This window comes from Bifidobacterium apicola, from assembly GCF_042846865.1.
Taxonomy (GTDB): Bacteria; Actinomycetota; Actinomycetes; order Actinomycetales; family Bifidobacteriaceae; genus Bombiscardovia; species Bombiscardovia apicola.
Window position 1 is genome coordinate 1,466,778 of sequence record NZ_BAAFQQ010000001.1, and the last position, 26,339, is coordinate 1,493,116.

Here is a 26,339-nt window from a genome sequence, read left to right on the forward strand (position 1 = left end):
TCAGAGTCGCCGGGAGGTCGTTGATGGAAACACGGATGTGCGGGCTGGGGTCCGACGGGTTCTGGCCCGGGACTGTGCAGCGGGACCGCCAGGGCATGCTGACCATGCATGGGCGCTCAATGGAGGACCTGGCCAAGCGTTACGGCACCCCCCTGTATCTGATGGATACCGCGATGATGGCGGAACGGGCCTCGGCCTTTCGTCAGGCGGCTCTGCGAGACCTGGGCGGAGCGACCACCAGGGTCAGCTACGCCGGCAAGGCCTTTCTCAGCAAGGAGACCGTGCGGATCATGCTGCGGGAAGGGCTGGATATTGACACCTGCTCCCTGGGCGAGATGCTGATCGCCCAGGCTGCCGGCGCTCCTGGCCGCCGTCTGGTCCTGCACGGCAACAACAAGTCCGACCAGGAGATCGATCTGGCTGTCAGGGAAGGCTATAGGGCCATCGTCATCGATGCGCCTGATGAGCCTGCCCGAATCGCCGCTGCTGCAAGGGCACGGGGGCGTCGTGCCAGGGTCATGCTCCGGGTGACCGTGGGCGTGCATGCCGGCGGTCACGAGTACATCTCAACTGCCCATGAGGATCAGAAGTTCGGCATCCCCCTGCTGCCGCAGGGCACTGACGTGGGCCTGCTGGACCTTGGGCCCCAGCCTGGAGCCTCCGGACAGGCTGGGGCAACGGCTTCGGTGGCCACGAAGAAAGAGGAGTCCTCTGCCTCCAGCGATTCCGTGGTGTCACCATTCTCTTCGGCGCTGTATTCTGTTGCCAATGGGCCCGCTGAATCGACTGATCCTGCCCGAATCAAAGCCATGTCTGCTCTAGCCGACGGACCGGCTATCGCCCTGCTCAAGGAGATTCGCTCCTACGAGCAGGAACTGGAGCTGGTGGGCATCCACACACACATCGGCTCCCAGATCCATGATTCCTCGGCTTTCATCGAGGCTGCCCGACGCATGATGCTGCTGAGGCACACTTTCTGGGCCACCGACGGATACCTGATGCCCGAGGTGGACCTGGGCGGCGGCTTCTCCGTGCCCTACACCCCGGATGAGGATCGGATGGATCTGGACCAGACCCTGACCAGCCTGGGGGCCGACATGACAGCCGTCAACCGTCGCTTGGGCATGCCCATGCCCGTCATCGCCTTCGAGCCTGGCCGCTGGATCGTGGCTCCCTGCGGCATGAGCCTGTATCAGGTGGGCACCGTCAAGCCCGTCCCCTTGTCTGACGGAAGCGTGCGTACTTACGTTTCAATTGATGGCGGCATGAGCGACAATATCCGTCCGGCTCTTTACGGAGCCGAATACACGGCTGTTCTAGCCAACCGGCATGGCAGTGCGGACCGTATCCAGGCTCGGGTGGTTGGCAAGCATTGTGAATCAGGGGATATTCTGGTGCAGAATGTGCTTCTGCCCGCAGACATCCGCCGGGGTGACCTGCTTTTGGTGCCAGTGACCGGCGCCTACGGGCGAACCATGGCTAGCAACTATAACCAGGCCCTGATCCCTCCTGTGGTCGGTCTGGACCAGTCCGGCGACCATCTGATGCTGCGGCGACAGACCATTGATGACCTGCTGGCCTTGGATCAGGGATGATCAGCGCCTCGCTGGAACCAGCTGGCGGTGCCAATATGGGTGTCGGATTGGCTCTCTAAGATGGAGCAACACCCGGTGACCGGCCCCGTTGGGGCGGATGGAGGATCCATATGCCCAAGAATATGCAGCAGCAGGAGGCCGTCAGGCCCATACGTATAGCGCTTCTGGGGGCCGGGACTGTGGGTTCCCAGACCGCCCGCCTCCTGGTGGAGCAGAGCCGGGATCTGGCCAGTCGAGTGGGTCGCCCACTGGAGTTGGTGGGCATCGCCGTCCTCAATCCTGACAAGGTCAAGGCGGATTGGATCGATCCGTCCTTGCTGACCACCGACTCGGCTGACCTGGTCACCCGGGCGGACATCGTCATCGAGCTGATCGGCGGCATCGAGCCAGCACGCACCTTGCTGCTCAAGGCCATCGAGTCCGGCGCCAGCGTGGTCACCGCCAACAAGGCCCTCTTGGCCCAGCACGGCCCCGAGCTTTACCGCGCTGCCGAAGAGCGGGGCGTCGACATCTACTTTGAGGCGGCCGTGGGCGGGGCCATCCCCATCGTGCGGCCCCTGCGCGAGTCCCTGGTGGGCGACGGCATCACCAGTCTGGTCGGCATCGTCAACGGGACCACCAACTACATTCTGGATGAGATGACCACCAAGGGTCTTCAATTCGACCAGGCCCTGCGCGATGCTCAGGACAAGGGCTTTGCAGAGGCGGACCCCACTGCCGATGTGGACGGGCTGGACGCAGCGGCCAAGGCCGCCATCATGGCTACGCTGGCCTTCCACACCGACGTGCGACTGGACGATGTGCCGGTGGAGGGCATCCGTGCCATCACTGCTGACGATATTGCGGCTGCGCGGACCGAGCACCGTGTCATCAAGCTTCTGGCCGTGGCCGAACGCGGCGAACAGGGCATCTCGGCCCGGGTCTACCCGGCGCTGATTCCCGAAAGCCATCCTCTGGCCTCGGTCCACGGCAGCTTTAACGCAGTCTTCGTTACCGCCAAGGCCGCCGACGACCTCATGTTCTATGGCCGAGGCGCAGGCGGAGCGCCCACCGCATCAGCCGTTGTGGGTGATGTAGTCACCGAGGCCCGCCACATCGTCCAGCATGGCATTGGGCCGGGGATACCTATGTACGCCAACATCCCCATGGCTCCTCTGGATTCATCCCGGGCTGCTTTCGCTGTCCGTTTCCTCATTCACGACAAGCCTGGAGTGCTGGCGGCCATCGCCCAAGTGTTTTCCGAGGCGGGCATTTCCATCAACGGAGTCAACCAGGACATCAAGCCCACCCTGCATGACCCGGGCTACAGCGGCGAGATCCAGCAGCTGCGCGTGGTCACCCACCTGTGCGACGAGGTGACTCTGCGACGTGTGGTCGAGCGGATCTCCGCCTTCGACTCGGTCACCGGGCAGGCCTCCATCCTGCGCGTCTTCGATCGGCAGGCTCAATAATGGTCGTTGTGACAGAGGGGCCTGCAACTGTGCGAGTACGTGTGCCAGCTACCAGCGCCAACCTGGGTTCAGGTTTCGACGCGATCGGCCTGGCGCTGGACTATCATGACGAGATCGTCTTCACCCGTTCCGTGGATCCGGGCGATGCCAGCGCCTATGTCGTTATCAAGGGCGAGGGGGAACGGACCCTGCCACGAGATGAGACCCATTTGGTCGTCTCCACCTTCAGACGGGCCTGCCAGGTCTTTGGTCTGCCAAGGTTTGGCTTCATCATGCGAGCTGTCAACCGCATCCCCCAAGCCAGAGGACTGGGTTCCAGCGCCGAGGCCATAGTGGCCGGGATCGCGGCGGCTGCAGCCTTCGCACATGCTGGTCCCCTGCGTCGTGATGCCGTCTTCGCATTGGCTGCCCAGATTGAGGGGCATCCCGACAATGTGGCGCCTGCTGTCTACGGCGGGCTGACAGTGTCCTATGATCTGGCCACCGACGAGGGGGTGGGCTCCCTGCCCATAGCCGGGGGCGCGCCCTTGGAGGGTGGCTACCACACCCTGCGCTACAAGGTGGATCCGGCCATCAAAGCAACGGTCTTCGTTCCCGGCGCCCACCTGTCCACGCAGAAGGCCCGGCAGGCCTTGCCTGGCCGGGTGCCTTACGCGGATGCCGTTCATAATCTGTCACGGGCAGCTTTGATTCCGGGTGCTCTGAACCCCGGGTCGCTGGATGACCTAAGGGCCGAGGCAGCAGAACAGGCTGCCAGGGCCAACGCTCTGCTCTTCGTAGCAACACAGGACCGGATCCATCAGCCATACCGGGCCGGACTCATGCCCTCTTCCACCAAGCTTCTGCAGCTCCTGCGCCGTCATGGTTACGCTGCGGCCGTCTCAGGAGCCGGCCCTTGCATTATCGTCCTGCACTATGGTGATGCCGAAAAGAAGCTGCGGGCCCTCGCCAAGGATTATCTGGATTCCGGCCGCTGGCGGATCCTGTCGCTGGACGTGGATCGCAAGGGGGTCCAGGTGGAACGGGACCGGGAAGGCAATCGTGAACACTGAAGACAGGCATATCCCGCTTATTCTGGCCTCATCCTCTCCCTCCAGACGCAGGCTTCTTGTCCAGTCGGGCATTGACCCCGTCATTCGACCCTCCAGGGTGGATGAACCTGCTGTGCTGGCTGAACGGGCCTGTAAACTGGGTTGTCGCCTGGAGGACATGGATGCGCGAGAACGTGTCAGTGTCTTGGCTGAGGCCAAGGCAACGGCTGTACAAGCGACCATGGATGCTGTCAAGGATGCTGAAAGGCGCTCGCGGGGCGATCTGGTCACGTTCAAGCCTTTGAGCCAGGACGATTCGAGCGTATCCGCCCGGGATCCCATGAGCCAGGTCATCGGGACCTGGGGCGGGATGATCGGCGCTGGGCGCGGGCCCCTTCTGCTGGGGTGCGACTCTCTGTTCAGCATGGACGGCGCCGTCATGGGCAAGCCACACCAGCCAGAGCGCGCTCTGGAGCGGCTGATGTCCATGCGCGGCCGAACCGGCACCTTGGTCACCGGCCATTGTTTGATTGATTTGGCCACTGGCCGACGGGCCCGAGCGATCAGCAGCGCTCAAGTGACCTTCGGGGACTACGACCAGTCATCCATACAGGCCTATGTATCTACCGGAGAACCCCTGGAGGTGGCCGGGGCCTTCACCTTGGAGGGATTGGGCAGCGCCTTCATTCAGAGCATCGAGGGCGATCCCAGCGGGGTGATGGGATTGAGCATGCCCACCCTGCGTGCCCTGGCCCAGGAGCTGGGCGTCTCCTGGCCTGACCTGTGGGCCGAACGGGTTCTGCCCGATCGGCGGGGGTCTGACGGATTGCTGCAGGGTCCTGAAGGGCTGATCGCCCCCGAGGAGAACGTCCATCAGCCCGGCGATGGGTGGGTGGACTGCGCCTGCGGCAAACGACACTGGGGGCTCAACGGGGCTGCCGGCGTCTTGCTGGCCCGACGCGATGCCCGCACGGGCGCACCAGTCAGTGTGCTTCTGCAGCACCGGGCACGCTGGAGCGCCGAGGGAGGCACCTGGGGTGTGCCGGGCGGCGCCATCTCCGACGGGGAGAACCCACTGGAGGGCGGTCTGCGCGAGAGCTATGAGGAGGCCAACATCCGCCCGGAGGACATTCAGGTTGTGGGTTCCTACTTGGAGGACCATGGTCCTTGGGGCTACACGACCATCCTGGCCTTCGAGCGCCCCGGCCATCATGTCGATCCGCACATGAATGACGATGAGAGCATCGCTTTGGAATGGGTGGATATGGACAAGGTAGCGGACCTGCCCCTGCTGAAGGCCTTCGGCCGGGACTGGCCGCATTTCCGGCAACGCTTGGAGGCTCTTGCGGCCGAAGGATGTCGGAAGTCTGCCTGAACAAAGCTCATGCGGTAGCAGCAGGTCTGGCTGCACTCATCAGCTCAGAAGCAGAGCGACCAGAGCGATGATTACGGGCGAGCTGATCGTGCTCAGCAGTATGCCGTCCCTGGCGAAGGTGGTTCCCACCTCGTAGCGGGCCGCGTAGTTGTAGACGTTCTGACCGGTAGGCAGAGCGGCCAGAACCACGCACCCGTACAGCTCCGCTCCGCTGAAGCCCATCATGAACCGGGCCAGCAGATAGGCGATTATGGGCATGACCAGATTCTTCAGAATAACCGCGCATAGGGTGGCTCGCCGGCCTGTGCCCTGGCTCATGGGCCGCGAACCCCGCAGGGACATGCCGAAGGCCATGAGGATCATGGGCACAGCCGACTGCCCGATCATGTCGATGGGTTTGTAAACGAAGTCGGGGATGACGAAGTGGCCGGTCTGGGCGCTGATGGCCGAGATCAATATGCCGCCCAGGGAGCCGATGAGAATGGGCTGCTTCAGGGGCTGTTTGAGAACGGTCTTGACCGAGAACTTGCCAGAGGTGGTCGCATCCAGGACGGTCAATCCGATGGGGGTGAACAGGGCCTGCTGCATGACCAGGATGGGCGCCACCAGAGTGGGGTTGCCCAGAATGTAGGTGGCTACAGGCAGCCCGATGTTGTTGGAGTTCAAATAAAGGGAGTCAAGAGCGCCGATGGTGGCCTCGGCAGCAGGCAGGTGGAAGCTGGCGGCGTTCAGGGCCACGAAGAGCAGGCCCACGGCCGCTGCCGACAGGAAGGCCACGATGATGCTGGGATGGAAGATGACCGAGAGCTTCTGTTTGGAGAGGATGGCGAACATCAGGCAGGGCGTTGATACAAAGAAGGAGTATTTGTTGAGCACCAGCTGGGCCGTCGGGCCGCCTACGTGGAAGCGGGCGGCCACGTAGCCCACGGCGATGACCACGCCGATGATGAAGAATCCCTCCATGGCACTGAGCAGTCCAGGCACTCCGGCATCCTCCTCGTCTCGCATGGTGGACGGCGGCCTTCCAGGCGGAGTGCCGCCACTTCCGTCGTCCCCATTGTGCCACCTGGGCCTTGCTCACGCGGCTACAGGTCCATCCGCGCTCCCTCGGCCCGCTAGCATGGCACTATGGTCAAGAACACACAGACGGATATCGATCTTCTCGCTGGCATCCGGGGGGTTGAACCTGCCCAGGCCTTGGCAAGGATGCTTGAGTCCATGACCTCCATGCCTTCGGTCAGCGGTCAGGAGACCGTCTTGGCCGATGCCGTCCAAAAGGCCCTGGCCTCACGCGCTGACCTCTTGGTCCGGCGGCTGGGCGATACGGTCGTGGCCTCCACTCAGCTGGGCCGTCCTCATCGCATCGTCCTTGCCGGGCATCTGGACACTGTGCCGGTTGATGGGAATCTGCCCCCGCGTTGGCTGGAGCCCGGCGATCCGGCCATCCGCGCCGACCTGGCTGCCGCCCATCCTGGGTCCCGGGTGCTGTATGGCAGGGGCACCGCCGACATGAAGGCCTCTGATGCCGTCTTCCTTCACCTGGCGCTTACTCTGCGGGAGCCGGTCTATGACCTGACCTTCGTCTTCTATGACCATGAGGAGGTCCAGGCCGACCTGAACGGGCTGGGTCGGGTGGTGACCGCCCGCCCCGAGTGGGTACAGGGGGATTTCGCCATCATCGGCGAGCCGACTGACTGCGCCATCGAGGCCGGTTGCAACGGAACGATGCGCTTCGACCTGATCACACACGGCACGGCGGCCCACTCCGCTCGCGCCTGGATGGGCAGCAACGCCATCCACGCGGCGGCGCCTATTCTGGACCGACTGGAACGGTACCGTCCGGCTACCGTGCGGGTGGATGGCCTGGACTACCGGGAGGGGCTCAACGCCACCATGATCGAGGGAGGCCTTGGCACCAATGTCATCCCTGACCGCTGCCGGGTGCACGTCAATTACCGGTTCGCCCCTGACAAGAGCCTGTCCCAGGCCAAGGAGCTGATGATGGGCCAGGGGACAGGCGCTGAGCTGGGCAATGGCGAGCATGTGGCCCAGGGCGGGGTCTTCAAAGGATTTTCGGTGCGCATGTGCGACGAATCGCCTGCGGCCCGTCCGGGTCTGGATTCGCCTTGGGCTCGTTCGCTGGCGGATCTGGTTGCTCAGACCACGGGCCAGCAGCCTCGCGCCAAGCTGGGGTGGACCGATGTGGCGCGATTTTCAGCCCTCGGCCTACCAGCCGTCAACCTGGGCGCTGGGAACCCCCTGCTGGCCCACAAGGCTGATGAACAGGTGCCCCTGGATGACCTGATCCGGCTGGAAGCAATCCTGATCAACTGGCTCAATGGACCTGACCGTTGCTGATCTGTGCCATACTAGAGGACGGTGGTTCTGCCTGACCACTTGCAGCGTAGGCGTTGATCCCCCTGTACGGAGACCCAGTGATCCGTGCGGGCGTCGGTGTCCGCCTGCGTCAGGAAGACTTTTTGCCAAGGCGTTTCGATCGGGCGTACGCAGGTGCGCGGCTGCAGTGAGAGTGCAGCGTGAGGACGGATCGGGACCGTGAGAGCGGCGCGAGGCGGCGTGCCGCAAGGAGCATTGTGCCCGAAAAAACGAATAATGAGGATACCAAGGATAGTAGGTCCGCCATCAGCGGTGGGCAGGAGCGGCAGGTCGAGGGGGCATCAGGTTCCGGCGCCCGTCGGCGCACTGGACGGCGTGTGGTCCGGGTGGCCGGCGCTGCTGGTGCTGATGTACCTGTGAAAGTCGAGGCCGAGAAGCGCAAGACCTCCCGCAAGGCCAAGGAGGAGAACGAGTCGAAGCCCTCTGCCACCCGTCGCCGCCGCACCCGCAAGGCCAAGGAGGATCAGGCGGCTGACCAGAACGTGCAGGACCACTCCGGCCAGGATGTCCAGGAGGATGAGGGCGAGTCCAAGCCAACCAGGACGGCCACCCGTCGTCGCACTCGAACTGCCGCCCGCCGACGGACTGAAGAGCATGCCCAGGAGGGCGAACCTGACCACGATCGTCAGGAGAGGGCTCTTGAAGCCGTGGAGGCCTTGACCTCGGGTCACAGCCAGAGGGCCGGTCGAAAGGGTGAGGAGCAGGATGAGCGTCCGCGTACCGCCCGCGCCTCCCGTCCCCGTCCTATGACATCGCTGCTCTTCCAGGAGCCCGTCATACCAGCCGCACGACCTGACCATGATGAGCGCGACGAGCGGGATGATGAGGACGAGGACACCGAGCAATCATCCAAGTCCTCCCGACGGAGCAGGTCCAGGAATACTTCGGAGAGCGGTTCGCGACGTTCCCGCAGGCTCAATGCGGAGGAGCGCCGGGCCGCTGACGAGGTGGAGCGCATCGAGGAGGATCTGGATCACGAGGGCATCACCTTCATGATTGACGAGGACCAGGAGCAGGATGAGGACCAGCAGGAGTCCGGCACCCGCACCCGTCGTCGCCGCCGTTCAAAGAGTGATGATGAGGAGTCCGAGAAGTCCGTTTCCAGTCGCCGTCGCCGTCGCGGGCACGAGCAGGAAAAAGACAAGGATGAGGAGGACGAGGCCCCGCTGACCCGTCGCCGCCGCCGTCGCAGGGGTTCCAAGTCCGCTGAGGGCGAGTCGGAGGAGTCCGGCAGCCGCCGTTCACGCAAGCAGCAATATATTGACGAGATCACCGATGTGGAGGGCTCCACCCGCCTGGAGGCCAAGAAGCAGCGTCGGCGGGACAACCGTCGCGAGCGCTCCCGTCAGTCCCAGCTGATCGAGCAGGACTTCCTGGCACGCCGTGAGAGCGTCAACCGCCTGATGGTGGTGCGTGAGAAGGAAAACCACACTCAGATATCGGTCATTGAGGACGACATCCTGGTTGAGCACTACGTCTCCGACATCCAGGAGGTTTCCACTGTCGGCAATATCTACCTGGGCCGGGTCCAGAATGTCCTGCCCAGCATGGAGGCCGCCTTCGTGGATATCGGCCAGGCCCGCAACGGTGTGCTCTACGCTGGCGAGGTCAACTGGGATTCCACCCGTCTGGAGGGTCAGCCCAGACGGATTGAGCTGGCCTTCAAGTCCGGCGATCCCGTGCTGGTCCAGGTCACCAAGGATCCCATCGGCCACAAGGGCGCCCGGCTGACCTCGCAGGTTACGCTGGCCGGCCGCTTCCTGGTCCTGGTGCCCTCAGGCGGTATGACCGGCGTCAGCCGCAAGCTGCCCGACCGCGAGCGTTCCCGCCTCAAGAGCATCGTCTCCAGAGTGGCCCCCAAGGATATGGGCGTCATCATCCGCACCGCGGCCGAGGGAGCCAGCGAGGAGGCCCTGACCAAGGACCTGGAGAACCTGCAGCGCCAGTGGAGCAAGATCGAGGACAAGCACAAGGAGTTCCTGCACGGCAAGCGTCCTAAGCTTCTTCAGGGCGAGCCGGACGTGGCCATCCGTGTGGTCCGTGACATCTTCAATGACGACTTCGCCAAGCTGGTGGTCCAGGGGCAAGGGGTCTATGAGCGGGTCCGCAATTACCTGGAGACCATGGCCCCCGACCTGGAGGAGAAGCTTGAGCATTGGGATCCGGCCGAGCATCAGGGCAAGGATGTCTTCGACCGCTGGAGCATCGACAGCCAGCTGCGCAAGGGCATGGAGCGTCAGGTCTACCTGCCCTCCGGCGGTTCCCTGGTCATCGACCGCACCGAGGCCATGACCACCATCGACGTGAACACGGGACGCTTCATCGGCAAGGGCAAGTCCCTGGAGGAGACGGTGACCCGCTGCAATCTGGAGGCTTCCGAGGAGATCGCCCGACAGCTGCGCCTGCGCGACATCGGCGGCATGATCATGATCGACTATGTGGATATGGTCATGCCGGCCAACCGCGACTTGGTCCTGCGCCGCTTGGTCGAGTGCTTGGCCCGGGACCGCACCAAGCATCAGGTGGCCGAGGTCACATCCCTGGGCCTGGTACAGATGACCCGCAAGCGGGTGGGCCAGGGCCTGGTCGAGGCCTTCTCCGAGGAGTGCCCCACCTGCCATGGCCGAGGCTTCATACTCCACGACAAGCCGACCATCTCTGCCTCCTACGCCGATCCGTACGCGGTCAAGGGCGGTGATCCCTTCGTCAAGACCAACAAGCATGGTCATGGCTCCTCTGCCAAGGAGACCCTGTCAACCGGCTCCACGCCTGCGGTCAAGGCCAAGCTGGCCAGGATCGCTGCGGCGGCCCAGGCGGCATCGGACGAGGACGAGGCTCAGGCTGAGACGACGGATGTCGTCAAGGAGTCATAGACTGATTTCGTTTTGTCGGCGGGGCAGGCACATTTGACGACGCGGTGTGTTTGCTTCTATACTGGTTAGCTGGTGTCTGGACGGGTCCGTCAATTGCAAGGCGGGACTCGGATACCGGGCGCATACAGCTTTGGACAACAGGCAAGGTAGGGCTATGTACGCGATTGTGAAGGCCGGAGGCCATCAGGAGAAGGTCGAGGTCGGTGACCAGATCACGGTCAACCGTCTGGCTGCCAGGAAGGGCGAGTCGGTCGAGTTTCCGGTCGCGCTGGTTGTCGATGGATCCAAGGTGACCATGGCCGCCAAGGATCTGGCCAAGTTCTCCGTCAAGGGCGAGGTCGTGGACGACGAGGCCAAGGGCCCCAAGATCAACATCCAGAAGTTCAAGAACAAGACCGGCGTGGCGCGCCGCAAGGGTCACCGCCAGAAGCAGACCGTGGTCAAGATCACGGCCATCGCCTGAGGGCCTAGGTCGAGGTAGGAAAGGAACCAGACATGGCACATAAGAAGGGCGCGTCCAGCTCACGCAACGGGCGCGATTCGAATGCACAGTACCTGGGCGTCAAGAAGTTCGGCGGCGAGGCCGTAGTGGCCGGCAACATCATCGTTCGCCAGCGTGGCACCAAGTTCCATCCCGGCCAGAACGTCGGCCTGGGCAAGGACCATACCCTCTTCGCCCTGACGGACGGAACGGTTCGGTTCGCCAACCGGCGTGACCGCAAGGTCGTTGACGTGCTTACTGCCTGATTGCCTTATCGGCATCAGCCAAAGGCCATCCCTGTCATGGGGTGGCCTTTTTGCATATGTATGGAGATGCCGGGCATTCAGCTCTCAGGGGCCGCATGTCAGGCCGGATTGAGTACCATGGGCCCCTATGAGCGCATTTGTGGATCAGGTCACCGTCCATGTCAAGGGTGGCGACGGCGGCAATGGGGCTTCCTCCATCCGCCGCGAGAAGTACAAGCCCCTGGCCGGGCCCGATGGGGGCGACGGTGGTCAGGGCGGTTCGGTCATTCTTCAGGCCGATGCCAACGCCACCAGTCTGCTGGACTACCGCTTCCTGCCGCACCGCCAGGCCGAATCGGGCACCATGGGTCTGGGCGGCGACAAGGACGGCAGCCGTGGCCAGGATCTGATTCTGCCAGTGCCGGTGGGTACCGTGGTCTTCACCGCCAAGGGAGGCCAGGGGGAGCGCAAGCAACCTGGTGAGCGCCTGGCTGACCTGGCTCATGCAGGCGACCGGTTCGTGGCGGCCCAGGGCGGCGTGGGCGGCCTGGGCAACCGTTCCCTGGCCACCAAGGCCAGGCGGGCTCCCGGCTTCGCCCTGCTGGGGGACCCCGGGCAGGAGCGCGACCTGGTGCTGGAGCTCAAATCCATCGCCGACGTGGCTCTGGTGGGTTTCCCCAGCGCAGGCAAGTCCAGCCTAGTGGCGGCCATGAGCGCGGCCAGGCCCAAGATCGCCGACTATCCATTTACCACCCTGGTGCCCAACCTGGGCGTGGTCCAGGCAGGGGAGAGCCGCTTCACCATGGCCGATGTGCCCGGGCTAATCCCGGGAGCATCCCAGGGCAAGGGCCTTGGATTGGAGTTTCTGAGGCACATTGAGCGCACCGAGATCATCGCCCACGTCATTGATTGCGCCACCCTGGAGCCTGATCGTGACCCTATGAGCGACTATCAGGCCTTGGAGGAGGAGCTTTCCCGCTATGCCGACCGCCTCGAGCTTCCGCTGGGGGTCATCCCCATGGCCGAGCGGCCCAGGGTGATCATCCTCAACAAGGCCGACCTGCCGGAGGCCCGCGAACTGGCTGAATTCGTCCGGCCTGACTTCGAGGCCATGGGTCTGAAGGTCTTCGTGGTTTCCACGGCCTCTCATCAGGGACTCAAGGAGCTGGGCTACTACCTGGCCGATCTGGTGGACCGCCTGCGCAGACAGCTGCAGGAGCAGCAGGAGGCCAGGCAGGAGGAACGCGTGGTCATCCGTCCCCTGGAGCGGCGGCGCAGGAATGCCGACCAGATTGGCGACTTCACTCTTGAGCGGCATCAGACCCGTTCCGGGCAAACCTGGTTCAGGGTTTGCGGAGCCAAGCCTGAACGTTGGGTTCGCCAGACCAACTTCGACAACGAAGAGGCCGTAGGCTATTTGGCTGACTGCCTGGCCCGGATGGGCGTAGAGGATGCCCTGCGAAAGGCAGGAGCCAGGCCTGGAGATGAGGTCCGCATCGGTCCCGGCGACGATGCAGTGGCCTTCGACTGGGACCCGAGCGTGGCAGCTGGCGCCGAAATGCTGGACGGCACTCCCCAGGTGGCCCGCGGTCGTGACCTGCGTCTGGAGGAGAGCCAGGGGCTCAACCGCCGCCGCACCAACAGCGAACGCCGCCGCCAGTACCATCAGATGATGGATGCCCGTCAGGCGGTGCGTCAGGTTATGGAGCAGGAGCGGCGCCAGGGGCACTGGGCCGACCCCTCTGTGGACGACGATCCCCACGACAGGCATGGCCTGCTGGGGCACGGGGATACAAATGCTGCCAGTTCTGAGGAGGCTGGGCAATGACCGGTCGGGAGGGATCTGAGGAGGATGAGGTCCGCTCCCGGGTGGCACAGGCCCGCACCATGGTGGTCAAGGTGGGCACCAGTTCCCTGACTGATCCCCACGGACGCCTGGACCAGGATCGCCTGCGCTCGCTGGTAGGGGCTCTGGCTTCGGCTGCTGTGGATGGCGCCCGCCTGGTCCTGGTCACCTCCGGAGCCATCGCAGCAGGCTTCGGCACCCTGGGGTTCGACCAACGCCCCGGCGACGTGGCTACCCAGCAGGCTACGGCTTCAGTGGGCCAAGGTCTGCTCATGGCCCAGTACGAGGCAGCCTTCGCCCGCTATGGTCTGCGTGTTGGCCAGATCCTGATCACCGCCCGTGACACCACCCATGCCGTCCAGTACCGCAACGCCCGACGCACCCTCTGCCGTCTGTTGGATCTGGGGGTCATCCCCATTGTCAATGAGAACGATGCCCTTGCCAGTAACGAGATCCGCTTCGGCGACAACGACCACCTTTCGGCGCTGATCGCCAACATTGTCAGCGCTGATGCCCTGGTCCTGCTGACTGATGTGGATGCCCTCTACACCGAACCCCCATCCAGGCCGAGTGCCCGCAGAGTCGATTTCGTGCCCGATGTGGCGGCCATCATGGACCAGGTGGATGCCCAGGGGTCCGTCTCCGGGCTGGGGACCGGGGGCATGTCCACCAAGCTGGAGGCGGCGCGGATTGCCGCGGCTTCTGGTATGCCTGTTGTCCTGACGCGCGCCGACCTTGCAGGTCCTGCCCTGGCCGGCGACAGGGTGGGCACTCTCTTCGCCCCTATCCGCCCACGGGGTTCCTCGCACCGGCTATGGATTAAATTTGCCTCCCGTCCCCGTGGTGGCTATCTGGTGGATCAGGGGGCTGTAAAAGCTCTGCGCGGCGGTCGGGCCAGCCTGCTGGCGGCCGGTGCCAGATCCGTCCAGGGCGAGTTCTCTGCCGGGGATCCTGTCTGGATACACGATGAGTCCGGTCACCAGGTGGCCAAGGGCCTGTCCGGCTACGACTCCGAGGAGGCTCAGGACATGCTGGGCCTGACCACCCAGGAGCTCCGCCGCCGACTGGGCGCCCACTATGCCCACCCGCTGGTCCATCGGGACTCCCTGGTCCTGGTCTGAGCGCAGCACTGGGGGTGCCGGGCGGTACCATGGCAGCATGACTATGGCGCAATGGCAGACCCTGAGCAGACGCATTGATGCGGTGGCCCCCAGTGCCACTCTGGCTGTGGACTCAAAAGCCAAGGCCATGAAGGCCCAGGGCATGAATGTGATCAGCTTCGGTGCCGGCGAACCCAACTTTCCTACACCTGACCATATCGTGCAGGCAGCAGCGCGCGCCTGCCTGGATCCGCGCAACCACCGCTATACGCCCACGGCGGGTCTGCCCCAACTGAAGCAGGCCATCGCGGACAAGACCCTGCGTGATTCGGGCTATCAAATCGACCCGGATCAAGTTGTGGTCACCAACGGCGGCAAGCAGGCCGTCTACGAGACCTTCCAGATCCTGCTGAACCCCGGCGATGAAGTCATCATCCCTGCGCCCTACTGGACCAGCTATCCCCAGATGGTTCTGCTGGCTGGCGGCCGGCCGGTCCCGGTGCTCAGCGGAGCCGACCAGGGCTATATCCCTAGGCTGGAGCAGCTGGAGGCTGCCCGAACCGAGCACACCCGTGCCATTGTTCTCAACGTGCCTGCCAACCCAACCGGGACGGTCTGGGACGGCGAACTGGTGGCAGCCGTGGGCCGTTGGGCCATAGAGCACCAGATCTGGGTGATCAGCGACGAGATCTATGAGCATCTGACCTACCAGGGGGCGCACACCCCCTATCCCGGCGCTTTGGTGCCCCAGGTGCGCGATCAGCTGATCGTAGTCAACGGCGTGGCTAAGACCTATGCCATGACCGGCTGGCGGGTGGGCTGGCTGACCGCTCCCTTGCCGGTGGCCCAGGCGGCCGCGAAGCTTCAGGGGCATATGACCTCCAACGTGGCCAACGTCTCCCAGCAGGCAGCCCTGGCTGCACTGACTGGAGGCTTGGAGGACGTGGAGGCCATGCGGTCGGCCTTCGCTCTGCGCCGGCGGGCCATCGTGGACGCCCTGAACGCCATGGACTGGGTGACCTGCCCTGAACCCCTGGGCGCCTTCTACGCCTTTGCCGACGTGTCCGGTCTGCTGGATCGGCCCGTGGGTCCGCAGGGCACGGTCTGCGCTACATCGAGTGAGCTGGCCGAGGTCATCCTGGAGCAGATCCAGGTGGCGGCCGTGCCGGGCGAGGCTTTCGGTGCGCCCGGCTGCCTGCGCTTCTCCTACGCGTTGGCTGACGACGACCTGGCCGAGGGCATGCAGCGCCTTGGGGACTGGGTCAGCGCCTGATCCGGTTCCTGGACGAAATGCTGTCGGGGCAACACGGTTGGACGCAATCCATCCTTTAGGCTAAACTTGAGATTTGGCGGTTTTTCCTCCCTGTCGAGTAGGCTGGTGGGAAGTTCCGATAGGGAAGTGGCGCAATTGGTAGCGCAACGGTCTCCAAAACCGTAGGTTGTGGGTTCGAGTCCCGCCTTCCCTGCCAAGGCTTGCAGCAGACGATGCAGAACAAACGAAGGACGGATGACCATGGCACAGAAGGATGGGGCTGAGGAAGCCAGGCCGAACTTCTTCATGCGTATCGGGCTCTTCATCAAGCAGGTTATCGATGAAATCCGCAAGGTCGTGACCCCGACAGGCAAGGAGCTGGTGGGCTGGTCTGTGGCCGTCTTCATCTTCGTGCTGCTGCTGATGATCTTCGTGACCGTGATGGACTTCGGCCTGGGCAAACTGGGCTTCCTGATATTTGGCTGAGCCGTGACAAGGTAGAAGGTGGAGTGATCCATGAGTGATGATCTGACCAGAGAGGGACTGGACCCCGATCAGGCCGCTGAGTCGGTCCAGTCGGCATCCGTCGATGCCCCCACGCAGGAGGATGCCCAGGTCCAGGATCAGTCGCTCGCGTCCGCTTCGGAGCAGGCCGAGCAGGGCAAGGACGATTCCTCCAATTCCGGCAACTCCTCTGATGAAGGGGACAACGATGACCAGGCCGACCAGGAGGATCCCGGTCAGCGTGCCGTGGATGAGTTCTCCAAGAAGCTGCGCACCCTTGAGGGCAAATGGTATGTTCTGCATACCTACTCTGGCTATGAGAAGCGCGTCAAGGCCAACGTGGAGTCCCGCGTGGCCTCCTTCGGCTTGGAGGACAAGGTCTTCCAGGTGGAGATTCCCATGGAGGAGGTCGAAAAACACACCGACAAGGGCAAGAAGGTCGTCACCCGGGTTCGGGTTCCCGGTTACGTGCTGATTCGCATGTGGCCGGACGAGAACGCCCGCCGCATCGTCCGTGACACCGAGGGTGTCACCGGATTCGTGGGTCCCAGCAAGGAGCCGGCTCCGCTGACCCGCAAGGAGGTCGTCCAGATGATGGCCCCCATGATCGCATCCGAGGCTCTGAAAGCCGCTGGAGACAAACCCGAAGCTGCCAAGAAGCGCACGGTGGAGGTCTCCTATGCCGTTGGCGATCAGGTCACGGTCACTGAAGGGCCCTTCGCCACCATGGCCGCTGTGGTTTCCGATGTGGAGCCCACCACGCAGAAGCTGACCGTTCTGGTCTCCATCTTCGGCAGGGACACCCCCGTGGAGCTGGGATTCGATCAGGTCGAGAAGATCGTCTGAGCGCCTCGGCCGTCTTCGGCTGATGCGATAATCGTCAGGCTTGTGCTCCCCCGTGGAGCGCATTTGGAAAGAACAGGTTGCGGGAGGGGACCTATGGTCTCCGACATCACCGCTTCGTAGAAAGAAGAACCAGCATATGGCTGCAAAGAAGAAAGTCACCGCGCTGATCAAGGTGCAGATAGAGGCCGGCAAGGCCAATCCTGCACCCCCGCTGGGTCCTGCACTGGGCTCCCATGGCGTGAACATCATGGACTTCTGCAAGCAGTACAACGATGCCACCAAGGACAAGATGGGCCAGGTCATCCCCTGCATCATCACCGTCTACGAGGATCGTTCCTTCACCTTCATCACCAAGACTCCGCCGGCAGCCGACCTGCTGCGCAAGGCGGCCGGCGTCTCCAAGGGTGCCGGCAACCCGCTGACCACCAAGGTGGGATCCGTCACCAAGGCCCAGGTCCGCGAGATCGCCCAGACCAAGATGGAGGATCTGTCGGCCCGTGACGTCGAGGCAGGGATGAAGATCATCGAAGGCACCGCCCGTTCCATGGGCATCACCGTCACCGACTGAAATTTTTGTTGTGAGCGGTAGGGCATACGCTTGCCCGCACCGCGACTGCTGATAGGAGAAGCAGATGACCAAGCGTTCCAAGAAGTATCGCGAGGCGGCCGAGAAGGTCGATCGCACCAACCTGTACACCCCCGAGGAGGGCATCGCCCTGCTCAAGAGCATGCCCAAGCGCGGGTTTGACGAGACTGTTGAGGCCGTCTACCGCCTGAACGTGGATCCCCGCAAGGCCGACCAGCTGGTCCGTGGCACTGTAAGCCTGCCCAACGGCACCGGCAAGACCGTGCGTGTCCTGGTCTTCGCTCGTGGTCCCCAGGCGACTGCAGCCGCCGAGGCCGGAGCCGACGAGGTGGGCGACGACGAGCTGGTGACCAAGGTTGCCGGCGGCTACTTGGACTTCGATGCTGTGGTGGCCACACCCGACATGATGGGCAAGGTCGGCCGTCTGGGCCGCGTGCTGGGTCCCCGCGGCCTCATGCCCAACCCCAAGACCGGCACTGTGACCATGGACGTGGCCAAGGCAGTCACCGAGATCAAGGCTGGCCGTATCGAGTTCCGTGTGGACAAGAACGGCAACCTGAGCTTCCCCGTGGGCAAGGTCTCCTTCGAGCAGCAGGCTCTGGAGGAGAACTTCCATGCGGTTGACGAGGAGATCAAGCGTCTGAAGCCGGCCACGGTCAAGGGCCGTTACATCACCAAGGCCACCGTAACCACCACCATGGGTCCGGGTGTTCCCCTGGACATTGCGGTGCTCTGAGTCGGTTCGCCGTATACTTCCAAGGCGGGAGACCTTCGGGTCCCCGCCCTTTTTATATTTCGGTCCATCTTTTGATCTATCCGGATCCGGTCAGTCGGCGCTCGGATGCGACCTGCGGATTCTGCCGATGATCAGGGCAGCCTGAAGGACGAAGGATTCTCGCGGGTCCATGGCATCCCAGCCGGTCACTTCCACGCAGCGCCTGAGCCGGTAGCGCACGGTGTTGGGATGGATGCCCAGCTTCTTGGCGGTGACTTCCAGCGAGTTGCCCGAGCGCAGAAAAGTGAGCAGAGTGGTCGGCAGGGGGCCGTCGGGGTCCTGTCCGGCCAGGCTCAGATAGACCTCTTGGTAGAGCTGGTCGGCAGCGTCCGTGTCACCGTTCAGGGCTCGTTCTGGCAGCAGGTCGTCGGCGTGCAGGGGCCTGGGCAGGGCGGCGGTGATGGGGTCGGCTACTGCCGGGGCTGCAGCCTGGGTGCTCAGGGCGGCTCGGATGGAAGCCTCAGCGCCGGAGATCCCATGGCGGAGTGGTCCCAGACAGACAGCGGGCCCGTCGGCGAAGAAACGCAGGATGGACGCGCAGAAGTCGGCTGGAGCACCTGACCGGTCGGGGCTGATCAGGACCACCATGAGTCCCTCGTTTTCGCCCACCAGAGCTCTGCCGCCTTGACGGACTACGGTAGTATGGATCGGCTGGCGAGCGTTCTCCATTCCCTGCCCGTCATTGCTGTCACGGGCTTCGCCAACGACAGCGAAGCTGTCGAATTCGGTCGGCCAGCCTAACCGGGCTAGATCGTCAACGGTCCGTGTGTCTGCTGTTTTCTCAATCAAATGCCGAATGATTCTCGACTCTATTGTGGCCTTGCGCCCGTTCCTTGCCTCGGCCAGATCGGCGTAGAGACCAGCTGCCGCAGTGGCGGCATGACGGGTGTAGATCAGCGTGGACCGTTCCCCTTCGCTCCCCAAGGTCCGGCCAGCCTCTTCAAGCATGTCCAGAATGACTTCGGTCAGCTCCATGGCCCGGTGCGGCCCCAGGTTCCGGGAGAGCTCTGCTGGTAGAGGGGAGGGGACTGCGTTGTCCTGCCTGCCTTGGGCATCAAGTCGGGACAGCAGGTCGTCCAAGGCAGTTCGAATGGCTCCTTCCAAGGTTTTGCGTCCATCGACGGGCAAGGACCTGGCCCAGGGCAGCGCCTCCTCCAAATGATCCAATGTCTTCCGGAGAATCTGCTCCATGGCTGTTTTGGAGGCGGTAGGTGCCTGGTGGGCTTGCTGCACCTTGGCTGGGTCATGGTTCCTCGATCTGGAGCGCCTCGACTGGCCGATCATGCCGGACGGTCCATCAGGTTATCTGTACGGGTACGACGGCTCTGTCGGACCATGTCCAGGATCAGGAAGGGCACTGCCATGTCCACTGGAAGCATATGTCGTTCGAAGTTGTTGGCTGGGGCGGTGATCATGACTCCCATGATCAGCAGAAGGGGGAACCAGCACAGGGCCCCGCGCCAGTGGCCGGCTGCCAGCCGGGCGACGATCAGCAACAGAGCGGCCACCACCCAGAAGTTGGCTCTTGCCACCAGGCCCAGCAGGGGGGTATCGGCCCAGGTCCTGACGAATCCGGTCACACCGTTGCGCCAGTCGTGGCACCAGGCCGCCAGCCAGGAGCCTGAATTCTGCACGTAGCCGTTGTTGAGGTAGTAGGACATAGCCACGTAGGCAGGATCGCCTGGGTCGAAGTAGCCGTAGGACTCGGCCATGAAGGCATCCAGGTAGATCACCGGGTTGCGCAGTCCCACCTGGAGCCAGGCCCGATTCAGCCGAGACATCTGCTCGGGCGTCACCGTCCTCCAGCGGTAGACGATCAGTTTGGGCTGATTGCCCGAGGACTTGACCCTGTCGGCCTCCCAGGGGGTGTACTGGATGGCGGCATTGTCCAGGTCCATGATGGGCTCAAGGTCGGCTCTTGCCTGAGCCGGAATCCCATGGGGGTTGAGCCGGGCCACTCGGGCGATCTGCTGCAGCTGGATGCTGCGGCTTTCCACGGAATCCCCTTGGATGACCGTCCCCGTGGCTGTTAGAGCCCCGGTCACCCCCGTGAACAGGACCAGGGGCAGCAGGAGTCCGATCAGGACGGTGGCCCACTGACGACGGTGGATGATCAGGGCCAGAACCAGCTGGGCCAGGACGATGTACAGGGCGTACTTGGCGCTGATCAGCATGATCAGCGTGCTCAGTACAAGGCCAGGTCGCAGTCGGGTCGCTTGGCTGGCGGAAGGCGGAGAGTTCCTATTTGTTGCCTCCAGCTGGTGCCAGATGCCGAACCACCAGATGAAGGCGAAGGCGAAGAGGGGCGACTTGGTCAGGCTGAAGGTGCTGAAAACCACGAAGGGGCAGAGCAGGAAGAAAAGCATGGCCAGGGTGCGGGCCAGGGCTCCCACCTGTTCGGTTGCGCTGCCGCGCAGGAAGCGGTCGGCAGTGACGGCGCAGCAGAAGGCAGCGAAAAGCACCTGCAGTCCCGCCAGGAGCACGATGCCTGCGTCATAGGACCCGGTCAGGTGGTTGGAGGCCATGATGGTCATGCCATAGACCAGGGTCAGCACTATGTTGTGCTGGTCTGTCAGGAATGCTGGGTGCTCCGGCCACAGGTAGTGGCCGATGGGGTAGACGTCCATCTGGGTGAAGGCATTGCCGCCGTAGGGGGGCTGATTGCCCTGCAGTTGGGCCAGGAGGTTGGCGCATTCCTGGGCTTGGGCGTACAGGTCGGCCCCATAGGCGGCAAGCAGGGTAAGAAAGGCCCAGGCCCAGCCCAGCAGAAGCAGACGCATGATGGGCCGCCAGCCACTGGTTTGCCGGGTGATGAAGGCCGCATAGGCACGCATCCGTGGGTGCTGTGCCAGGGCGGTCAGCCGCTGCGGCATTCGCAGGGGTGCGCAGCCTAGAAGAATCCGGCGGCAGGCCAGGACCAGAGCCAGGCAGACGGCTAAGGCGCCCAGCATGACCAGCACTTGGGCCAGGCCTATCTGCGTCAAAGAACCCTGCCGACGGTAGATGGGACCCAGTCCGGTGCAGCAGGCGATCCAAAGGCAGGCCAGCAGGGCCAGGGCCAGGCCGACGGTCCGGGATGCATTAGGCCTGGGCTTCTTGGTCTTTAAGACCGGGGTCGGCACAGGTCGCTCGACCTCCTCTCTTGGCTGCACCCTACGGCTGTCTGCACTCAAAAGAACCCCTTTCGCGGGTTGTGCCTGTTGTACGGTTTTCCTCATTTTATCCAGTGCCCATCCGAGGATGCGCTATGGGCAGTTCAAGGGCATCCTGTGAAAAGATACAAAAACCGACCATCGCTTTTGTGGGTGGTTCGCTACCGGGGCTGACCCCTTGTGCCGTATAGTGGAACGCGTGCCTCATCAGAATATCAAGTGGCAGCCATCGGCATCGCTGGACAGTGGCGTACTCTCCTCGATCGTGGTGTTCGACACCGTCGATTCGACCAATACGCTCGTGGCTCATGCTCTGGAAGCCTCGTCCTATTCGGATGCGCGCGACCGGGTCGAGCGACTATTCGGGGGCAGTGAATCGACAACGAGCACGGGGGCTGCGAAAGTACTGGTCTCTGGCACTAAGGGGAAAGCCGAAGGTACGCCTCGAAAAAATGCCCGTCAGGGCCTTTCTACGACGACAATCTACGAGGGAAGAGTCGCAAGTAGAGGTCTTCGGCGATGGCCGGGCGCCGGGGGGCACACCATGCCGCTTAGCGTAGCGGTTGCTGATGCGCAGTCCCGGTGCCGCGGTCGTCTTGACCGAACCTGGGTCAACCAGCCCCGATGCTCCCTGTTGGCTACTTGGGCCCTGCCGCTGCCCACCAGCTTGCTTACTGGACCGCTTGGCGGGTGGATGCCCCTCGTGGCGGGACTGGCCGCGTTGGAAGGCCTTCAGGACGTGCTTGAGCACCATGGCTGCCAGCTGGCCGACGGCGGCGAACCTGAACGGGTCCTGACTCTCAAGTGGCCCAACGATCTGTTCTGCCGCGGGGCCAAGCTGGGGGGCATCCTCTGCGAGCTGGTCCGGGTGGATCAAAACTGGTCGGCGCTGGCTGTCGGCATCGGCATCAACCTTTTTTTGCCTCGGCAGGCGCTGCCCATTGCGGATTCCACCTCTCTGCAGCTCCATTACGAGGACCTGCCCGACTACCAGACCCTGCGCGACGATCTGGTCGATGCCATCAGCTGGCACCTGAGCGGGGAGATGGCCCCCCTCGGCCTTGACGGTTCGCTGGAAAGAACCTTGAACGGGCCTCAGGGCCTGCGCTCGCGGATCGCCGCGCTCAGCTGGACACTGGGTCGGAATGTCATGGTCATTCCCGTGGCCGGAGCACCCGTAGAGGGTCGTGCCCTGGAGATCAACCATGATGCCTCCCTGAGGGTGCGGCTGTCGGATGGAAACCAAGTTGATGTGTCCACAGCCGACGTGGGCATCCTGCCTGAAGTGGCCGCTGTGAGGATCTGATTCCTGCCTTGTCCATGCTTTTCTGTCAGTCCAATCGCCCTTGAGCAACCAGTGAGGAGAGGGGAATGAAAAAACTGCTGATCGCCAACCGCGGCGAGATAGCCCTGCGGGTTGTGCGCACCGCCCAGGAGATGGGCATCGCCACCGTGGCCGTCTATGCCGACCAGGATCGGGACGCCCCCTATGCCCAAATGGCGGACGAGGCCTACCTGCTGCCTGGGGACACCAACCTGGAGACCTACCTGAATGAGGATCTGATCGTCTCCATCGCCCGCCGGGCCGGCGCTGACGCCCTCCACCCGGGCTATGGCTTCCTCTCCGAGTTCTCCTCCTTCGCGCGAAAGGTGATTGAGGCGGGCATCACCTGGGTGGGTCCGGACCCGGAGGTCCTGGACGAGCTGGGCGACAAGATCACCGCCTGCAAGGTGGCCGAGCGGGCCCGGGTGCCGGTGGTGCCAGGCCTGAGCGAACCGGTCACCGACATGCGCCCTCTGCTGGACTTCGCCGACGAGCACGGCTATCCGGTCATGATGAAGAAAGCTGACGGCGGCGGCGGCCGGGGGATCACCCTGATCAACGACAGCGACGAGCTGCGCACCTTCTACATGAACCATGATGCCCTTCAGGGCGGCGACCTGGGCGACTACTTCATCGAGAAGTTCGTGGACCGGGCCCGGCATGTGGAGACCCAGTCCGGCAGGGACAGCCACGGCCAGTTCACCGTCTATTCCACCAGGGACTGCTCGGTCCAGCGCCGCAACCAGAAGCTGGTGGAGGAGGCTCCTGCGCCCTTCCTGTCCGACGACGTGATCGCCCAGCTGGAGGGATTCTCGCGCCGCCTGTTCGACACGGTGGGCTACGTGGGCCTGGGCACCTGCGAGTTTCTGGTCACCCCCAGGGACGATGTCTATTTCATGGAGGTCAACCCCCGGCTGCAGGTGGAGCATACGGTCAGCGAGCAGGTCTGCGGACTGGACCTGGTCCGCGAACAGCTGCGGATCGCCGACGGCGGCTCCCTGAACGTGGCGCCCCCGCCCCGCGGCCACAGCTTCGAGCTGCGCATCACCAGCGAGGACCCGGCCACCAATCTGACCCCCAGCTCAGGTACCATCGAATCTATTCAGTGGCCCTCCGGCCCTGGCATCCGCGTGGATTCAGGCGTCGAGGTGGGAGACACGGTCTCGCCCAGGGACGACTCCATGATGGGCAAGCTGATCGTGACCGCCCAGGACCGTCCGGCAGCTGTGGCCAGGGTTCGTCGGGCCCTGCGCGAGATGAGCATCAGCGGGGTCCCCACCCCGGCAGGCCTCTTCCAGAAGATCTTCACCAATCCCGAGTTCACTGCCGAAGACGGTCACACCTTCGACGTGTCCACCAAGTGGCTTGAAAGGGTCTATCTGAACGTGGAGCCTGCCTCCAACGGCAGCGGCCAGCCTGCTTCGGTCTCCGGCGTCTCCGCACAGGAGCAGGACCGGGACAGCGATCCCATGGAGACCTATAACGTGGAAATCGACGACAAGCGGGTCAGGCTTGCTCTGCCCCAGTCGCTTCTGGGAGGAATGGGCGGCTTCAGCGGTCATGATGGCATTTCCCGGCCCCGGCAGCCCCTGCGTGGGCGCGGGCTGCGGGATCAGGAGCCTGGCGCACCCCGGCAGGATGCGGCCCGGTCCGGCGTCATCGTGGCCACCATGCAGGCGGTGGTCACCCGCATCAACGTGGCCCCCGACCAGGAGGTTGACAAGGGCGACCTGCTGGTGGTTCTGGAGTCCATGAAGATGGAGAACTACGTCTATGCCCCGGCCAAGGGCCGCGTGAAGACCATCGATGTGTCCGTGGCACAAGGGGTGGATCCGGGCCAGACCCTGGTCACCCTGGATCTGGGCGGGGAGGAGCAGGCATGAGCGTCACCGAATCCACCTTGGGCTCCCAGCCGGTGCGCCAGGGCATCCATCGGGCCGCTGCCCTGGCCAAGCAGGCCGAGGAGCACGCCCGCGACCGCCAGCATGCCAAGGGCAAGCAGACCGCCCGGGAGCGCCTGGATCTGCTCTTCGACAAGGACACCTTCGAGGAGGTGGGCCGATTCGCTGGCGGTGACATTGCCGGGGGCCGGGCGGGATCTGCGGTCATCACCGGCTTCGGCCTGGTCTACGGGCGCAAGGTCGGCGTCTACGCCCAGGACTTCTCCGTCAGGGGCGGCACCCTGGGCCGGGCCGAAGGCGAGAAGATCTGCCGGCTCATGGACATGGCCCTGCGTATCAAGGTCCCCATCGTGGCCATGATCGACTCGGGAGGCGCCCGCATCCAGGAGGGTGTGGCCGCCCTGACCCAGTACGGCCGAATCTTCCGCAAGACCTGCCAGGCCAGCGGATTCGTCCCGCAGATCTCTCTGATTCTGGGGCCCTGCGCAGGAGGTGCCGTTTACTGCCCGGCCTTGACCGACCTGATCATCATGACCAAGGAGAACTCGGACATGTTCGTCACTGGTCCCGACGTGGTCAAGGCGGCCACTGGCGAGACCATCAGCATGGACCAGCTGGGCGGCGGCTACGTGCACAACACCCGTTCCGGCGTGGCTCACTACCTGGGCGAGGACGAGGCCGACGCCATCGACTACGCCAGGACCGTTCTGGCCTATCTGCCCGCCAACAGCGGACAGGAGCCTCCCAGATACGCCTTCATCTCCGGCCATGCCGAGCGCCAGGCCGCCAAGCGACTGGCCGCGGTCATCCCCGAGAACGACCGGCAGCCCTACGATGTGCTGGACGTCATCCACGCCATCGTCGACTACGGCGAGCTGGTCCAGGTCCAAGAGCTCTATGCCCGGTCCATCGTGGTCGGATTTGCCTGTCTGGAGGGCCGGCCGGTGGGAATCGTAGCCAACCAGCCCATGGTGGACGCAGGCAGCCTGGATGTGGAATCCTCCGAGAAGCTGGCCCGCTTCGTCCGTCTCTGCGATGCCTTCAACCTGCCGGTCATCACCCTGGTGGACACCCCCGGTTACAAGCCGGGCTCCGACCAGGAGCACGCCGGCATCATCCGTCGTGGGGCCAAGGTCATCTATGCCTACGCCAATGCCCAGGTGCCCATGGTCACCATTGTTCTGCGCAAGGCTTTCGGCGGCTCCTACATCGTCATGGGCTCCAAGGCCATCGGCGCGGACCTCAACTACGCCTGGCCCTCCTCGCAGATCGCCGTACTGGGAGCCCAGGGCGCGGTCAACATCATCCACCGGCGCGACCTGCAGGAGGCCAAGGAGGCCGGTCGGGACGTGGACGAGCTGCGCAACCGGCTGGCCCAGGAGTACGAAAGCAGCACCGTCAATGCCAACCTCTCCCTGGAGATGGGCGAGCTGGACGGCATGATCGACCCGGAGCAGACCAGACCGGTCCTGATCCAGGCCATGGACCTCTTGGCAGACAAGCAACGTGTCAGGGTCAACGACAAGCACCATGGCAACCAACCCCTATAAGCTTCCCCGACCCTAGGCCGAGCTTTTCCCCTCGCCATTATCAGCAATCTGCAAA

At 63.8% G+C, this 26,339-nt stretch carries 21 protein-coding genes and 1 tRNA gene; 19 read left to right on the forward strand and 3 right to left on the reverse strand.

Annotated features, from left to right (window positions below):
- Positions 1-23: 23 nt before the first annotated feature.
- The 4 genes from ACGG9J_RS06035 (at position 24) to ACGG9J_RS06050 (ending at position 5,452) form a co-directional block, all read left to right on the forward strand.
- The gene (locus tag ACGG9J_RS06035; protein WP_390134512.1) at positions 24-1,595 is read left to right on the forward strand and encodes a diaminopimelate decarboxylase family protein; all 1,572 of its coding nucleotides are present in this window, start codon (positions 24-26) and stop codon (positions 1,593-1,595) included.
- 110 nt (positions 1,596-1,705) lie between these two features.
- Positions 1,706-3,046, forward strand: coding sequence for a homoserine dehydrogenase (locus ACGG9J_RS06040; RefSeq protein ID WP_390134515.1), 1,341 nt, complete (start codon positions 1,706-1,708; stop codon positions 3,044-3,046).
- Positions 3,046-4,098, forward strand: a complete 1,053-nt coding sequence (gene thrB / locus ACGG9J_RS06045; RefSeq protein ID WP_390134517.1) for a homoserine kinase — start codon at positions 3,046-3,048, stop codon at positions 4,096-4,098. The genes ACGG9J_RS06040 and thrB overlap by 1 nt, the downstream gene beginning before the upstream one ends.
- The gene (locus ACGG9J_RS06050) at positions 4,088-5,452 is read left to right on the forward strand and encodes a Maf family nucleotide pyrophosphatase (protein ID WP_390134519.1); all 1,365 of its coding nucleotides are present in this window, start codon (positions 4,088-4,090) and stop codon (positions 5,450-5,452) included. The genes thrB and ACGG9J_RS06050 overlap by 11 nt, the downstream gene beginning before the upstream one ends.
- Before the next feature lie 39 nt (positions 5,453-5,491).
- Here the strand turns inward: ACGG9J_RS06050 and ACGG9J_RS06055 are convergent, their stop codons facing one another.
- Entirely contained in the window at positions 5,492-6,436 is a 945-nt protein-coding gene (locus ACGG9J_RS06055; RefSeq protein ID WP_390135330.1) for an AEC family transporter, read from the reverse strand.
- A 144-nt stretch (positions 6,437-6,580) separates the two neighbouring features.
- On the opposite strand from ACGG9J_RS06055, the gene dapE reads away from it, so the two are divergent.
- The 12 genes from dapE to rplA all read left to right on the forward strand — a co-directional run bounded on the left by dapE (position 6,581) and on the right by rplA (position 18,318).
- Entirely contained in the window at positions 6,581-7,810 is a 1,230-nt protein-coding gene (dapE, locus tag ACGG9J_RS06060) for a succinyl-diaminopimelate desuccinylase (RefSeq protein ID WP_390134522.1), read from the forward strand.
- A gap of 236 nt (positions 7,811-8,046) precedes the next feature.
- Positions 8,047-10,722: an Rne/Rng family ribonuclease gene (locus ACGG9J_RS06065; RefSeq protein ID WP_390134524.1), complete on the forward strand. Its 2,676-nt coding sequence runs from the start codon at positions 8,047-8,049 to the stop codon at positions 10,720-10,722.
- Positions 10,723-10,876: 154 nt separating this feature from the next.
- Positions 10,877-11,185: a 50S ribosomal protein L21 gene (gene rplU, locus ACGG9J_RS06070; RefSeq protein ID WP_390134526.1), complete on the forward strand. Its 309-nt coding sequence runs from the start codon at positions 10,877-10,879 to the stop codon at positions 11,183-11,185.
- 32 nt (positions 11,186-11,217) lie between these two features.
- The gene (gene rpmA, locus ACGG9J_RS06075; RefSeq protein WP_015022457.1) at positions 11,218-11,469 is read left to right on the forward strand and encodes a 50S ribosomal protein L27; all 252 of its coding nucleotides are present in this window, start codon (positions 11,218-11,220) and stop codon (positions 11,467-11,469) included.
- Positions 11,470-11,596: 127 nt separating this feature from the next.
- Positions 11,597-13,276 (forward strand): GTPase ObgE, encoded by a 1,680-nt coding sequence (gene obgE, locus ACGG9J_RS06080; RefSeq protein ID WP_390134528.1) that lies wholly within the window; start codon positions 11,597-11,599, stop codon positions 13,274-13,276.
- On the forward strand, positions 13,273-14,415 hold the full coding sequence (gene proB, locus ACGG9J_RS06085) for a glutamate 5-kinase (RefSeq protein WP_390134530.1): 1,143 nt from the start codon (positions 13,273-13,275) through the stop codon (positions 14,413-14,415). The genes obgE and proB overlap by 4 nt, the downstream gene beginning before the upstream one ends.
- A gap of 43 nt (positions 14,416-14,458) precedes the next feature.
- Complete coding sequence (locus ACGG9J_RS06090) at positions 14,459-15,667, forward strand: pyridoxal phosphate-dependent aminotransferase (RefSeq protein WP_390135331.1); 1,209 nt, start codon at positions 14,459-14,461, stop codon at positions 15,665-15,667.
- A 120-nt stretch (positions 15,668-15,787) separates the two neighbouring features.
- Positions 15,788-15,863, forward strand: a tRNA-Trp gene (locus ACGG9J_RS06095).
- 44 nt (positions 15,864-15,907) lie between these two features.
- Positions 15,908-16,132: a preprotein translocase subunit SecE gene (gene secE / locus ACGG9J_RS06100; protein ID WP_390134532.1), complete on the forward strand. Its 225-nt coding sequence runs from the start codon at positions 15,908-15,910 to the stop codon at positions 16,130-16,132.
- A gap of 30 nt (positions 16,133-16,162) precedes the next feature.
- Entirely contained in the window at positions 16,163-16,996 is an 834-nt protein-coding gene (gene nusG, locus ACGG9J_RS06105) for a transcription termination/antitermination protein NusG (protein ID WP_390134534.1), read from the forward strand.
- Between the two features lie 136 nt (positions 16,997-17,132).
- A complete protein-coding gene (rplK, locus tag ACGG9J_RS06110; protein WP_015022451.1) occupies positions 17,133-17,564 on the forward strand; it encodes a 50S ribosomal protein L11 in 432 nt (143 codons plus the stop codon).
- Between the two features lie 64 nt (positions 17,565-17,628).
- Positions 17,629-18,318, forward strand: coding sequence for a 50S ribosomal protein L1 (gene rplA, locus ACGG9J_RS06115; protein ID WP_015022450.1), 690 nt, complete (start codon positions 17,629-17,631; stop codon positions 18,316-18,318).
- A gap of 90 nt (positions 18,319-18,408) precedes the next feature.
- On the opposite strand, the gene ACGG9J_RS06120 is transcribed toward rplA, so the two are convergent.
- Together ACGG9J_RS06120 and ACGG9J_RS06125 are read right to left on the reverse strand one after the other, a co-directional pair.
- A complete protein-coding gene (locus tag ACGG9J_RS06120; protein ID WP_390134538.1) occupies positions 18,409-19,641 on the reverse strand; it encodes a PucR family transcriptional regulator in 1,233 nt (410 codons plus the stop codon).
- Positions 19,638-21,530, reverse strand: coding sequence for a DUF6020 family protein (locus ACGG9J_RS06125; protein ID WP_390134540.1), 1,893 nt, complete (start codon positions 21,528-21,530; stop codon positions 19,638-19,640). The genes ACGG9J_RS06120 and ACGG9J_RS06125 overlap by 4 nt, the downstream gene beginning before the upstream one ends.
- Before the next feature lie 523 nt (positions 21,531-22,053).
- On the opposite strand from ACGG9J_RS06125, the gene ACGG9J_RS06130 reads away from it, so the two are divergent.
- From ACGG9J_RS06130 to ACGG9J_RS06140, 3 genes are all read left to right on the forward strand, one after another.
- On the forward strand, positions 22,054-22,815 hold the full coding sequence (locus ACGG9J_RS06130) for a biotin--[acetyl-CoA-carboxylase] ligase (RefSeq protein ID WP_390134543.1): 762 nt from the start codon (positions 22,054-22,056) through the stop codon (positions 22,813-22,815).
- 65 nt (positions 22,816-22,880) lie between these two features.
- Positions 22,881-24,716, forward strand: a complete 1,836-nt coding sequence (locus ACGG9J_RS06135) for an acetyl/propionyl/methylcrotonyl-CoA carboxylase subunit alpha (protein ID WP_390134545.1) — start codon at positions 22,881-22,883, stop codon at positions 24,714-24,716.
- The gene (locus ACGG9J_RS06140; protein WP_390134547.1) at positions 24,713-26,284 is read left to right on the forward strand and encodes an acyl-CoA carboxylase subunit beta; all 1,572 of its coding nucleotides are present in this window, start codon (positions 24,713-24,715) and stop codon (positions 26,282-26,284) included. The genes ACGG9J_RS06135 and ACGG9J_RS06140 overlap by 4 nt, the downstream gene beginning before the upstream one ends.
- Positions 26,285-26,339 lie beyond the last annotated feature (55 nt).